Annotated in this window: 9 protein-coding genes; 5 read left to right on the top strand and 4 right to left on the bottom strand. The window is 62.2% G+C overall.

All coding sequences use genetic code 11. The annotated features are described in order from the left end of the window. The first annotated feature begins 24 nt into the window (after positions 1-24). From tig to AAAX35_RS03320, 5 genes are all read left to right on the top strand, one after another. Positions 25-1326 (top strand): trigger factor, encoded by a 1302-nt coding sequence (gene tig / locus AAAX35_RS03340; protein ID WP_349116753.1) that lies wholly within the window; start codon positions 25-27, stop codon positions 1324-1326. Between the two features lie 164 nt (positions 1327-1490). Further along, a complete protein-coding gene (locus AAAX35_RS03335; protein ID WP_349116810.1) occupies positions 1491-2111 on the top strand; it encodes an ATP-dependent Clp protease proteolytic subunit in 621 nt (206 codons plus the stop codon). Position 2112: 1 nt separating this feature from the next. Next, a complete protein-coding gene (gene clpX / locus AAAX35_RS03330) occupies positions 2113-3522 on the top strand; it encodes an ATP-dependent Clp protease ATP-binding subunit ClpX (RefSeq protein ID WP_195246088.1) in 1410 nt (469 codons plus the stop codon). A gap of 287 nt (positions 3523-3809) precedes the next feature. Next, on the top strand, positions 3810-6506 hold the full coding sequence (locus AAAX35_RS03325) for a valine--tRNA ligase (protein WP_349116752.1): 2697 nt from the start codon (positions 3810-3812) through the stop codon (positions 6504-6506). A gap of 274 nt (positions 6507-6780) precedes the next feature. Continuing rightward, complete coding sequence (locus tag AAAX35_RS03320; RefSeq protein WP_349116751.1) at positions 6781-8124, top strand: Mur ligase family protein; 1344 nt, start codon at positions 6781-6783, stop codon at positions 8122-8124. 350 nt (positions 8125-8474) lie between these two features. On the opposite strand, the gene AAAX35_RS03315 is transcribed toward AAAX35_RS03320, so the two are convergent. The 4 genes from AAAX35_RS03315 to AAAX35_RS03300 all read right to left on the bottom strand — a co-directional run bounded on the left by AAAX35_RS03315 (position 8475) and on the right by AAAX35_RS03300 (position 13325). Further along, positions 8475-9563 carry an aminopeptidase P family protein gene (locus AAAX35_RS03315; RefSeq protein WP_349116750.1) on the bottom strand — a complete coding sequence of 363 codons (1089 nt, stop codon included), beginning with the start codon at positions 9561-9563 and terminating at the stop codon, positions 8475-8477. 548 nt (positions 9564-10111) lie between these two features. Beyond that, on the bottom strand, positions 10112-10510 hold the full coding sequence (locus AAAX35_RS03310; RefSeq protein ID WP_217107821.1) for a DUF1667 domain-containing protein: 399 nt from the start codon (positions 10508-10510) through the stop codon (positions 10112-10114). A gap of 3 nt (positions 10511-10513) precedes the next feature. Next, on the bottom strand, positions 10514-11860 hold the full coding sequence (locus AAAX35_RS03305; protein WP_349116749.1) for an FAD-dependent oxidoreductase: 1347 nt from the start codon (positions 11858-11860) through the stop codon (positions 10514-10516). 1 nt (position 11861) lies between these two features. Continuing rightward, positions 11862-13325 carry an NAD(P)/FAD-dependent oxidoreductase gene (locus tag AAAX35_RS03300; RefSeq protein WP_349116748.1) on the bottom strand — a complete coding sequence of 488 codons (1464 nt, stop codon included), beginning with the start codon at positions 13323-13325 and terminating at the stop codon, positions 11862-11864. Positions 13326-13332: the final 7 nt, after the last annotated feature.

Raw genomic sequence — 13332 nt, 5'->3', positions numbered from 1 at the left:
AAGCTGGGCAGTATGAGGAGGAACGTGTTGAACATCACCGCTTCTGACGTCAAGGACGCCAAGCTCACCGCTACGGTCACCATCCCGGCCGCCGACGTCGACGCCGCGATCAAGAAGGCCTACAAGGACACCGCCAAGAAGTACCGCTTCCCGGGCTTCCGCGCCGGTAAGGCTCCCCGTCCGGTCATCGACTCCGCTCTTGGCGCCGAGGCTACCCTCGCTCAGGCCACCAATGACCTGATCGCCGCCAACGAGTCCGCCGTCCTCAACGAGCTGGACATCGTCCCCACCAAGAACGGTGACTACAAGGACCTCGACCTCGCCAAGGATCACGAGGACTACACCTACACCGTCGAGTTCTCCCTGCGTCCCGCCGCTGAGCTCTCCTCCTTCGACGCCGTCGAGATCGAGATGCCCCCTGCGGAGGTCACCGAGTCCGAGATCAACAACCAGGTCGAGATGCTCCTCAACTACCGTGCCACCTTCGAGGACGTCGAGGGTCGCGCCGTCGAGGCCGAGGACTACGTCACCGTCGACCTCAAGGCCGTCGAGAACGCCGACAACTTCGCCGCCGAGGGCCGCATGCTCATCGCCGGTAGCGACAGCAACCCCGCTGAGTTCAACGACGCTCTGATCGGTGCCAACGTTGACGACGTCAAGACCGTCACCTGGACCGACGAGGTCGAGGAGGGCGAGGAGGCCGAGACTCACACCGTCGAGGTCACCGTCAAGGGCATCAAGGTCCGCAACACCCCCGAGCTCACCGACGAGCTCGTCAAGTCCGACTTTGGCTTCGACAGCATCGACGCCATGCGCGACGCCATCAAGATCGAGATCGAGCAGGACAAGGCTTCCCGCCTCCCGGCCGAGAAGGAGAACCGTTGCGTCTCCGCTCTCGCCGAGCGCCTGCAGCTCGACGAGATGGACGCCGACTACGAGCAGTCCGTCTTTGAGGAGCTTGGCCAGAACTTCCTGTCCAACCTCGCTGCCCGCGGCATGACGCTGGACACCTGGCTGCCCGCTTCCGGCCTGACCATGGAGCAGTTCATCGGCGACCTGCACAAGCAGGCCAACGACGTTGCCCGTGAGTCCCTGGCTCTCGACGCTCTCGCTCGTGAGCTCAAGATTGAGGTCACCGAGGACGACATCAACGCTGAGTTCGAGAAGGCCGGCGTCAAGGACGTCGAGGCTTCCAAGGCCGAGTTCATCGCCGATGGCCGCATGCCTGCCGTCCGCGAGTCCATCCGTCGCTCCAAGGCCGTCGACCACCTGGTCGAGAACGCCAAGGTGACCGAGGTCGACGAGACCGCCAAGGACGCCGAGTAATTCTCGCCACCTTTTCTGCGAGCGCATGGATGCGCCCGTGATGGGGTAAAGTTGTAAGCCGGTTATCCGGTTGCTTCGTACGGTGCCAGCCAATGCATAGCATGCGGGCACCGTACGTTTATCTAGAACCACTATTGGTCCGCAAGAGAGAAATGGAGATGCGTATGATCGGTAAGTTCGATTCCGCCCTCGTGCCATACGTTATCGAGCAGACGCCGCGCGGCGAGCGCAGCTACGATATCTATTCGCGCCTGCTCAACGACCGCATCATCTTCTTGGGCGAGGAGATCAACTCCGTCAGCGCCAACCTGGTCGTTGCCCAGCTGCTGCATCTTGAGAGCCAGGATGCCGAGAAGGATATCTCGCTCTACATCAATTCGCCCGGTGGCGAGGTCTACTCCGGCCTGGCGATTCTGGACACCATGAACTTCATTAAGCCGCAGGTCTCCACCATTTGTGTCGGTATGGCCGCGTCTATGGCCGCCGTGCTGCTTTCGGCCGGCGCCAAGGGCAAGCGCTTCTGCCTGCCGCACTCCAAGGTCATGATTCACCAGCCCAGCGGCGGTGCTCAGGGCCAGCAGACCGAGATCGAGATCGTGGCCGAGGAGATCAAGAAGACCCGTCGCGAGCTCAACCAGATCCTGTCCGATGCCTCGGGCCAGCCGATCGAGAAGGTCCAGGCCGATACCGAGCGCGACAACTACCTGACCGCTGCCGAGGCCCTCGACTACGGCCTGATCGACCGTATCGTCACCTCGCGCGATCTTGCCGCGAAGGACGCCTAGGATGGCAGGTAACATGCAGGACAACTTTGACGAGAACGGCAACCCGATCCGCTGCTCCTTCTGTGGAAAAGAGCAGGGACAGGTCCGTCGTCTCGTAAAGGGCCCGACCAACATCTTTATCTGTGACGAGTGCGTCGCCGCCTGTTCCGAGATTCTTGAGGAGTCGCTGGCTTCGGACTTTATGGACGCAGCCCGCAACGGTAAGCTGCCGGGCTTCCTCAACGATCACGGCCAGGCTGCGTCCCAGCCTGCCGTGGATCCCGAGGCCGAGGGCTTTGAGCTCGAGGACGACGCCCGCCAGGTCATTACGCATGTGCCGACGCCGCACGAGATCTATGACGAGCTTTCGGCCTATGTCATGGGCCAGGAGGACGCCAAGCGCGCCATGTCGGTTGCCGTGTACAACCACTATCGCCGCGTGATCGAGGGCGGCGCCGCGCTTTCGGCCTTTGACGACGGTTTGGACTCGCAGCTTGACGATGATATGGACGAGGTGGAGCTCGCCAAGTCCAACATCTTGCTGCTCGGTCCCACCGGTACCGGTAAGACCCTGCTCGCCCAGACGCTCGCGCGCATCCTCGAGGTGCCGTTTGCCATCGCCGACGCCACGGCGCTCACCGAGGCCGGTTACGTGGGCGAGGACGTGGAGAACATCCTGCTAAAGCTCATCAATGCCGCCGATGGCGACATTGAGCGCGCGCAGGTTGGCATTATCTACGTGGACGAGATCGACAAGATTGCCCGCAAGGCCGAGAACCTCTCCATTACCCGCGATGTTTCGGGCGAAGGCGTTCAGCAGGCGCTGCTTAAGATTCTTGAGGGCACGGTGGCAAGCGTTCCGCCCACCGGCGGCCGCAAGCATCCCCAGCAGGAGCTGCTGCAGATCGACACGACCAACATCCTGTTCATCTGCGGTGGTGCCTTTGTGGGTCTGGACAAGATCATCGCCGATCGCGTGGGCAACAAGGGCGTGGGCTTTAACTCCGAGATCGCCGGCCCCACCTCGGTCGACGAGAACGACCTGCTGCGTCAGGTGCTCCCGCAGGACCTCAACGCCTTTGGCATGATCCCCGAGTTTGTGGGACGTACACCCGTCGTCACTCAGACGCAGGCGCTCGACGAGGACGACCTGGTGTCGATCCTGACTGAGCCCAAAAACGCCGTGGTGCGTCAGTACCGCAAGATGTTCCAGCTCGAGGACGTTGAGCTTGAGTTTGAGGACGCCGCCCTGCACGAGATCGCCCGCATGGCGCTTGCCCGCAAGACCGGCGCCCGCGGTCTGCGCTCCATCTGCGAGGACGTGCTGCAGCAGACGATGTTCGACCTGCCCAGCGAGGAGGGCGTCACCAAGGTCATCGTGACCGAAGCCTCCGTAAAGGGCGAAGAGCAGCCCCAACGCATCTACGGGTAAACCAGCCTAAAACGTGTTTGCAAATAGCCTCCGACCATCCGCGGTCGGAGGCTATTTTATATATACGCAATAACCCCAACTACCTGTGTTATTCTGTGTGTTTGTTTAAAGTCTCAGCAAAGTCCATTCAGACTGAAGTAATCGATACCTAAGGGGAGGAATGTAGGCCCGATTTTCGTAGATTCCGCACGAGCCGAAGACCACTTAATGTGGTCTTCGTGCGAGCCAGGACTTGACCGAGCGAAAATCGGGCCTACATTCCTCCCCGATGGGCAAGGGAGAGATATATGGAAGAAATGCCCAAGAACTACGATCCGTCGACCAACGAGCCGGCGATCCTGCAGAAGTGGCTCGACGGCGGCTACTACAAGCGCCGTGAGGGCGTGGGCGACTGCACCGTCACCATTCCGCCTCCCAACGTGACCGGCAAGCTCCACATGGGTCACGCCACCGACGACTCCATCCAGGACGCCATCGTCCGTATGGCCCGCATGCGCGGCAAGTCCACGCGCTGGGTGCTCGGCACCGACCACGCCGGTATCGCCACGCAGACCAAGGTCGACAAGAAGCTCAAGAGCGAGGGCATCAGCCGCCTGGAGATCGGTCGCGATAAGTTTGTCGACGCCTGCTGGGACTGGACCCACGAGTACGGCGGCATCATCGTCGAGCAGATCAAGCGCATGGGTTGCTCCGTCGACTTCGACAACGAGCGCTTCACCATGGACGAGGATTACGCACAGGCCGTGCGTAAGGTCTTCTGCGATTGGTACCACGACGGCCTGATCTACCGTGGCAAGCGTATCGTTAACTGGTGCCCCAACTGCACCACCGCCATCTCGGACGACGAGGCCGAGTATAAGGACGAGAAGGGCCACCTGTGGCACCTGCGCTACCCGCTGACCGAGCCGGTCAACGGCCAGGATTACATCGTCGTCGCCACCACTCGCCCCGAGACCATGCTCGGCGACACGGGCGTCGCTGTCTCCCCGAAGGACCCCGAGAAGGCCGCCTTCGTGGGCAAGACCGTCAAGCTTCCCATCGTCGACCGCGAGATCCCCATCTTTGAGGATTGGCATGTCGACGCCAACTTTGGCTCTGGCTTCGTCAAGGTCACCCCGGCCCACGACCCCAACGACTACGCCATGGGTCAGGCCCACGACCTGCCGCAGATCAACATCTTCGACGAGCACGCGGTGGTCGTCGAGGGCTACGGCGAGTTCACCGGCATGAACCGCGACGAGTGCCGCGAGGCCGTCATCAAGTGGTTCGACGAGCACGGCCTGCTCGACCACGTCGAGGAGCACGACCACTCCGTCATGCACTGCTACCGTTGCGACGCCGCGCTTGAGCCGTGGCTGTCCGAGCAGTGGTTTGTGGCCGTCGATAAGCTCAAGGGGCCGGCGCTTGACGCCGTCAAATCCGGCAAGGTCACCTTCCACCCCTCGCGCTGGACGCAGACCTACACCACCTGGATGGAGAACCTCAAGGATTGGTGCATCAGCCGCCAGCTGTGGTGGGGCCACCGCATTCCCGTGTTCTACTGCGAGGACTGCGGCTGGGAGGACGCCCTTACCGAGGACACCGACGTGTGCCCCAAGTGCGGCGGCCATCACGTGCATCAGGACGAGAACGTGCTGGACACTTGGTTCAGCTCGCAGCTGTGGACCTTCGCCACGCAGGGCTGGCCGCAAAAGCCGGAGCTGCTCGAGGGGCATCACCCCACGACGGCGCTCGTCACCGCGCGCGACATCATCGCGCTGTGGGTCGCCCGCATGGTTATGAGCTCGTTGTACTTCCTGGACGAGGTGCCGTTTAAGGACGTCGTCATCTACCCGACGATTCTGGCCAAGGACGGCAGCCGTATGTCCAAGTCCAAGGGCAACGGCGTTGACCCCATGGACCTCATTGGCATGTACGGCGCCGACGCCATGCGCTTCAACCTGCTGACGCTGTGCACCAACAACCAGGACGTCAAGTTCGACGCGAACATCGACAAGAAGACCAAGAAGCTCATCGACAGCCCGCGTACCGACCAGGCCAAGTCGTTTGTGACCAAGATCTGGAATGCCAGCCGCTTCCTGCTCATGAACATGGAGGGCTACACGCCCGGCGAGCCCGTCGTGGAGACGCCGGCCGACGCCTGGATGTTCAGCCGCCTGGCCAAGGCCGTGAAGATGGTCACCGAGGGTATTGAGAACTACACTTTTGGCGATATGGCCCGCGGCGTGCAGCAGTTCTTCTGGAACGAGGTCTGCGACTGGTACGTCGAGGTCACCAAGGCCCGCCTGAAGGGCGAGGGCCGTCTGCAGGCGCAGCGCAACCTGATCTTTGTGCTCGACACCTCCATTCGCCTTATGCACCCGCTCATGCCGTTTGTTACCGAGGAGATCTGGGACAACATGCCGGCGAGTGTGCTCGATCTGGACGCCGAGGGCAACGTGAACCGCGCCGAGGCGCTCATGATCGCCAAGTGGCCCGAGCCCGCCGACTACGCCAAGTACGTTGACGAGCCCGCCGAGCGCGCGTTTGAGCTGTGCCGTACCGTTGTTTCCGCCGCCCGCGCCACGCGTTCGCGTTATCGCTTGAGCCCCAAGGCTGAGCTCGACGTGGTCGTGCGCGCCGGTGCCGAGGACATTGAGAAGCTCGAGAGCCTGCGCTCGACCATCGAGCCGCTGGCGAACACCGCCTCGCTGGTCATGGGTACCGACGTCGAGAAGCCGGCCGCGAGCATCGCCGTGGTCGATAGCGGCGTCGAGGTCTTTGTGGTGCTCGAGGGCAAGGTTGACCTTTCGGCCGAGAAGGCGCGCCTGGAGAAGGAGATTGCCGCGGCGCAGAAGGAGCTCGCCGGCTGCGAGAAGACGCTCGCCAACGAGGGCTTTGTGGCCAAGGCCGCGCCCGCGGTGGTCCAGAAGAAGAGGGACCGTGCAGCTGAGCTCAAGGAGATCCTGGCGGCGCTGACTGCTCAGGTTGCTGACTTCTCGTAGACGGTACTGGGGGACGCGGTTTGGGGCTTTGCTCGCTACTGCGGACAGTCCTGCTCGCACGAAGGCCACATTAAGTGGCCTTCGGCTCGTGCGGAACTTGTATCGAGCAAAGCCCCAAACCGCTCCCATAGCGGTTACGGGGGCGTCCGCTGCCTGGTAGGGCCACTTGGTTGCGGCCTTGAGGTCGCTGCAAAGCGGTGTTTGGCTGATATTTTGAATGGGAGGGGCTCGCTGTTGATTCGGGCCTCTTTTTATGTTGAGGGGACTTTGGGTTATGGCTAAGCGTTCTGGGTCGTATGTCGTTCCTTTCTCGTTTGAGCTGCTTTCGTTTGATGAGGCTGTGGGGCTGGCTGCTGATACGGGGCGGATTTCTGGGGATGCTGGTCCTCTGCTTGAGACGGTTGTCGATATGCTCGATGAGTTGGGGCGTCCGGACGAGTACTTTGATTGCATTCAGGTCGCCGGTACCAATGGCAAGACTTCGACTACGCGTTTTTCGGCTGCCATTCTTCGTGGTGAGGGGTTAAAAACCGCACTGTATACGTCTCCGCAGCTGGTGCGCTATCCCGAGCGCATGGAGGTTGACGGGCGCGTTGTGAGCGACGAGGCCTTTGCCCGTGGCGTTTCGGCGGCTGTCGAGGCGGGGCGTCGCGTGAATGCCCGTCGTGTGGCGGCGGGGGAGCGTGACTATACCATCACGCCGTTTGACCTGCTGACGGCTGCTGCGCTTGTGGTATTTGCCGAGGCCGCGGTAGATGTCGCCGTGCTCGAGGTTGGTATGGGCGGGCGTTGGGACGCCACGAGTGCGACCGATCCCGTCGCCGTTGCCATTACGGGCATCGGGCTCGATCACACACGTATTTTGGGAGACACGCTCGAGGCCATTGCGGGGGAGAAGGCCGCGGTTATCAAACCCGGGCGCTTGGTTGTTTTGGGCGTGGGCACACACGAGGCGAGCGTTCAGCGCGTGATGGATGCCCGTTGCCGCGAGTGCGGCATTGTGCCGCTCGTGGTGAGTCATGCCACGACTAAGGTGCCGGCGCATGTGGGCGACACGGTTGAGTTTAGCTGCACCACGCCACGTGCGATCTATACGTCGAGCATGGTTAAGCCTGCGTATCAGCCGCAGAATGCTGCGTGCGCGATTATGCTGTGCGAGAGCTATCTGGGTCACGAGCTCGATCATGACAAGCTCGATGCGTCACTTATGGGCTGTCCCACACCGGGTCGTTTTGACGTGCTGGGGACCGATCCCCTCAAGCTGATCGATGCCTGTCATAATCCCCAGAGCTGCGAGAACTTTGTGAGCGCGCTGGATGAGATCGACCCGTGCGTGGAGAATCGCCCCACGCTGCTGTGCGCTGCGCTGGCCGACAAGGACGTGGCAGGCATCGTCGACGTGTTGATCCCGGCTTTCCCGCGCGTGGTTGTGACCCAGACCGATTCCGATCGCGCCCTGCCGGCGGAGGAGCTCGCCGCCCTTGTGGACGCCGATAAACTCGCGGGCGTGTACGCGAGCGTGCCCGAGGCCCTCGCGGCCCTCGATGCCGCAGACGAGCCTTTCGTTGCCGCCGGCACCATCACCCTAGCCGGCGAAGTAGCCGGCCTGCTGCGTTAACCCATCCCCTCATCAGTTGCGGTGAAATACGGACTGTTTAACAAGCCAGAAGCCTCAAACAGTCCGTATATCACCGCAACTCAAAAGCAGTCAATTTGGGATGGGGCTTTTTGGCTGCCCTGTGCCCCGAGTTGACTCGCTTGCCACGAAATGAGCCTATCGACTACGTTTTACTGACTACCCTCGACCACACGGAACATCGCGAAATTATAACCGCAGGTACACGGCTTGCGGATTTTGCGAAAAGCCGGTTATGGTCGACCTGTACGGGTTAAACGTAGTAGATAGGCCGTTTTTGTGGCGCGGTGTTGGTGGGATGTGACAAAGGGGCTGTCCCTTTGTCACATTGGCTAGTCTAGGCGGACCGGATCGTGGGGGTAGGCGTTGAGAATCTCGACGCCGTTCTCGGTCACCAGGGCAAGGTCCTCGATGCGGACACCGGTGCGGCCGGGGAGGTAGATGCCCGGTTCGATGGAGAACGTCATGCCCGGTTCAACGACCTGCTCGTTGACGAGCGAGACGTCGCCTGGCTCGTGGTCCTGCAGGCCGATCGAGTGGCCCAGGCGATGCGTGAAGTACTTGCCGTAGCCAGCGTCCTCAATCACGTCGCGCGCGGCGCGGTCCAGGTCACACATGCGCACACCCGGTGCGATGAGCGCCTCGGCGGCCTCGTTGGCGCGGCGCACGATGTCGTAGATGTGTGCCGTCTCCTCGTCCGGCTCGCCCCAAAAGAACGTGCGCGTCATGTCCGAGCAGTAGTTGCAGCGGCGTCCGCCAATGTCGAACAGCACCACGTCGCCGCGTTTGAGCACGGTGTCGTCGGGCTCGTGATGCGGGTCGCCGGCGTTGGCGCCAAAGCTCACGATGGGCGGGAAGCTAAAGCCCTCGCAGCCGTGCTTGCGATACAGACCGAGCATCCGGTCGGCAATTTCGCGCTCCGTCACGCCCTCGTGAACGAGTTTGATGGCGTCGGCCATCACGTCGTCGTTAGCGGCCGAGGACGCGCGCATCAGCTCCTGCTCGGCTTCGTCCTTGTGGGTGCGTGCGGCGGTGACGGCAAAGTCGCCCAGGAAAAACTCGCTGGCGGCGTGGCGCTCCATGAGCGGCATCAAAAAGCCGGAGCGCATGACGGTATCGATGCCGAGCGGCTTGGTCGGATCGATCTCACTCGCGATGGCGTCGGCCACGACGTCGGTATCGGTGTGGTAGGCGACGCGGGCATTGTCGTACTCGGGCAGCTGATGCAGTGCGTTGACCAGGATCACTGGCTCGGCATTGCGCGCGAGCAGCACACCGCAAAAACGCTCGAACATATCGGCATAAAAGCCGGTCAGGTAATAGATCGACCATGGGTCGTTTACGAGCAGCTGTGCGCCGGGGTGCTGAGCCTCGAGCGCATCGAGCACGCGCGCCACACGCTGGTCATCGACATGTGCCATGAAACATCCTTTCGCTGGGCTGCCACCATGGTATCCCCAATGCCGGGGTAGTCAATTTGGGACGGGGCTATTTTAGCTACGTCCAACATGCGGAATGATTTTTCTGGGACGGGGATTAAATAATCATTGGGTGCCGAATGATTATTTAATCCCCGTCCCAGAAAAATCATTTGAGCGAACGTTCGGGCTAAAGTAGTCAAAAGAGGCCCGTCACAAATGGGCTGGGTTCAAAAGTATGGCGGATTACGGGGCTGGACCTGTATTACTTGACCATGGGAAAAATCATGAAATTAAAACCGCAGGTAGACGGCTTATAAAAAATAGATAAATGCCGGTATGGATGGGGGTCTCCGAATCAGCCCCGTAATCCGGCATAGTTTTGAAATGGCACTAAAGTAGGCACAAGCTAAATGCCGATTCCAAGGATAGTTGCGGTGGAATAGTTCCTGGATGCCGGGGTTTTGGCGGAAATCAGGAACTATTTCACCGCAATTGAGGAGGGGCGGGGTGGATGGCGGGGTAGCTAAAAGAGCCCCGTCCCAAATTAGCTAGACTAGGTCGATGTCCATGCTGGCGATAAGGTTGATGTTGGTGTCTGGGAGGTTCTCTAGCACGACGTCGCCCATGCGGATGGGGGCCTCGACGATCACGCCGCGGATGAGGTCCATGGCTTGGGCGTGGAGTTCTAGCGGGATGGCTTCGGATGTGCGCACGGGGAGCAGGGCTTCGTCGCCGCCGGAGACGGCCACGGTCGTCGTGAGCACGCGCATGGGGCAGGTGAGCTCCTGGTGTGCGAACTTATCGCCGCGCGGGCAGTTGTTACCGGTTACGGAGCGCACTTCCACCACGGCGCCATTGGCGTCGCGCTCTACCTCTATGGTCAGGAGGCACTCGGATGGGCAGGTCGTGCAGTTGAACTGCAGCGTTTCGATCACGTTATCGCTCATAGTCTATGCCTCCTCGACGGGATCGACGGAAAGGACAATCTCGCTGGCACCCAGATCGAGCGCTTGTTTGATGACCTTTGCCGGCAGTGGGAAGCTTTCCATAACGCTCGGCTTAAACGCGCGGACCTTGCCGGCGAACAGCTCCTCGCCGTTGGCCAAGATCCTCACGCAGGCGGCATCGACTGGCCGGCGCACGCGGAAGTTGAGCTTGGTGAGCGCCACAGCCGTAATGCGTCCCGGCAGCGCGTAGCCCGCGATGCCGGCAGGGGAGACGGTGAGCTCGCAGCTCGGAACGGTGCCCGCGTCGGTCCCCAGAGCGTACGCCGCTGCAGTTGCGCCAGCCCTCTCGGACTCGGTCGTTACGTTGTCGGCAAGGTCGTGTACGTGCAGCACGTTGCCGCAGGCAAAGATGCCCGGCACGCCTGTCTGCAGGCTCTGGTCCACTACGGCGCCGCGCGTGCGTGGGTCAAGCTCTACGCCCGCGACAACCGAAAGCTCATTCTCGGGAATCAGGCCCACCGAAAGCAGCAGCGTGTCGCACGGAACGATGCGCTCCGTCCCGGCAATGGGCGCCAGATGCTCGTCGACCTGACTCACCTCGACGGCCTCCACGCGGTCGTGCCCGATTACGCGTGTGACGGTGGTGGACAAGTGCAGCGGAATTCCAAAGTCGTCCAGGCAGTTCTTGACATTGCGGCGCAGGCCGTTGGCGTACGGCATGAGCTCGTACACGCCCTCGACCGAAATCCCCTCGAGCGTGCAGCGACGTGCCATGATCAGCCCGATGTCGCCCGAGCCCAAGATGACGGCGCGCGAGCCGGGCTTGAGGTTCTCGATATTGATGTATCGCTGCGCCAGGCCTGCCGTAAACACGCCGGCGGGTCGGCTGCCGGGAATCTTGATCTCGCTGCGGGTGCGTTCGCGGCAACCCATGGCAAGGACGATCGCGCGTCCGGTGAGCTGCCGCATGCCGGCGGTGCTCATGAGCGTGACGGTGTGGACCGAGGTGTCTCCCGTAGGCTCGCCTGAATCAATCCCGATCACCATGCTGTTCAGGAACAGCGCAATGTCGGTTGCGTGCACCTGGTCGATAAAGCGCTGCGCGTACTCGGGACCGGTGAGCTCCTGTTTAAAGTGCGACAGGCCAAAGCCAGGGTGGATGCACTGGCGGAGGATTCCGCCCAGGTGCTGCTCGCGCTCCACGATGGCCACGCGCGCTCCGGCCTTATGAGCGGCCAGCGCGGCCGCCATGCCGGCAGGCCCGCCGCCGATAACGACCACGTCGAAGGCTTGCGTTTGTACGGCTTCTACAACGCCGCAATCAATCGCGCTCGATTTGAATTCCGCCATCCTAGCGCACCCCCTTCAGCAGTCCCTCGACCAACCAAGATCCGGCATCCTCCAACAGCACCTCGCTGGGGTCGCAGCCCAGCTCGCGCGCCAGGATCGCAACCACGCGGCTCTGGCAAAAACCGCTCTGGCACCGACCCATGCCGGCACGGCAGCGGCGCTTGACGCCTTCGACCGAAACCGCGCCCGGGCGGCGTCGGATCGCGGCCACGATCTCTGCCTCGGGCACCGTCTCGCAGCGGCAGACAATCTGCCCCCACGCGGGGTCGGACTCAATGAGCTCCTCCTTGCGCGCGAGCGGCGCGCGGTCAAAGTCGTCCGGCGCGCGGCGAATCGGGTTCCAGTCGGTCCGTTCGTGCAAAACCACACCCGCTTCGCGCATCACGTGCTCCATGCGCTCGGCAATGGCCGGGGCGCTCGCCACGCCCGGCGACTGAATACCTGCCGCCTGGAACAGCCCCGGCACCACGGCTGACTGCCCAATAAAAAAGTCGTTCGTACCCTGAATGACCGGACGACCGCCGGCAAATGCGCGCACCATGCGGCGCGTGTCCAGGTCGGGCACCAGCTTGCGCGCGCCGGTCAGCAGCGCGTTCACATCGCTTGCATAGGTCTGCGTGTCGCCCGGCTCACGCACGGCAGCCGTGGCGGTGATCACGGTGTTGCCATGCACGGTGCCCGTCACGATAACGCCCTTCGACACCGGCGTCGGCACGGGGTAGAGCGGCATGAGCGTGCGTGGCTCCTTGTCCAGCACCACGATGTTGCCCTGACGCCAGACCATCTGGAACTCCTCGGCGCCCGCCATATGCGAGATGTCGGCGGCGCCGTTGCCTGCGGCGTTGATCAGGTAGCGGCAGCGCACATCGCCGGCAGGCGTCACCAGCGTAAAGCGCGCAGCACCGTCGGTAGCCTCGCCGCCAGCAACCTCAATCGCTTCCACCGGCGCGGACCGCATAAACGTCACCCCGTTGGCCACGGCGTTCTCCAGCGCGGCGATGGCAACCTCAAACGGGTCGACAAAGCCGGTCGAGGGGCACCACAACGCGCACGTCGCATCGGCGCTGGCGCGCGGCTCAAGTTCATGGATGCGGTCGGGTCCGACGATCGACAGCTCGGGCACGCCGTTGGCAAGGCCATTGCTACGCAGCTGCTCCAGTTGCGCACGGTCCTCGTCGTTAAAGCCCAACACCATCGACCCGGTGCGGCAGAACAGAAAGCTCAGTTCCTGTGCCCACGTACCGTACAACTCGCAGCCACGGGCATTGACCAGTGCCTTTACGGTTCCCGGTGCCGGATCGTAGCCGGCGTGCACCAGGCCGCCGTTGGCCTTCGACGCGCCCAGCGCGATATCGTTAGCCGCCTCGACCACGCAAATGGAAAGGTCAAATCGCGCGAGCTGCCGCGCGATGGCGCATCCGGTGATGCCCGCGCCGACAATTGCGATATCAAACGTTTCTGTCACAGTGCCT

Source organism: Collinsella sp. CLA-ER-H11 (assembly GCF_040092445.1).
In the GTDB taxonomy this organism is placed as follows: domain Bacteria; phylum Actinomycetota; class Coriobacteriia; order Coriobacteriales; family Coriobacteriaceae; genus Collinsella.
The sequence above is the reverse complement of the archived record's forward strand: the minus strand, read 5'-3'. Positions and strand labels throughout refer to the sequence as shown.

Bases quoted from the DNA above. Each gene is read 5' to 3' on its own strand.
- AAAX35_RS03315 (WP_349116750.1), bottom strand. From the start codon at position 9,563: ATGGCACATGTCGATGACCAGCGTGTGGCGCGCGTGCTCGATGCGCTC.
- AAAX35_RS03305 (WP_349116749.1), bottom strand. From the start codon at position 11,860: ATGGCGGAATTCAAATCGAGCGCGATTGATTGCGGCGTTGTAGAAGCC.
- AAAX35_RS03320 (WP_349116751.1), top strand. From the start codon at position 6,781: ATGGCTAAGCGTTCTGGGTCGTATGTCGTTCCTTTCTCGTTTGAGCTG.
- AAAX35_RS03310 (WP_217107821.1), bottom strand. From the start codon at position 10,510: ATGAGCGATAACGTGATCGAAACGCTGCAGTTCAACTGCACGACCTGC.
- AAAX35_RS03325 (WP_349116752.1), top strand. From the start codon at position 3,810: ATGGAAGAAATGCCCAAGAACTACGATCCGTCGACCAACGAGCCGGCG.
- AAAX35_RS03335 (WP_349116810.1), top strand. From the start codon at position 1,491: ATGATCGGTAAGTTCGATTCCGCCCTCGTGCCATACGTTATCGAGCAG.
- clpX (WP_195246088.1), top strand. From the start codon at position 2,113: ATGGCAGGTAACATGCAGGACAACTTTGACGAGAACGGCAACCCGATC.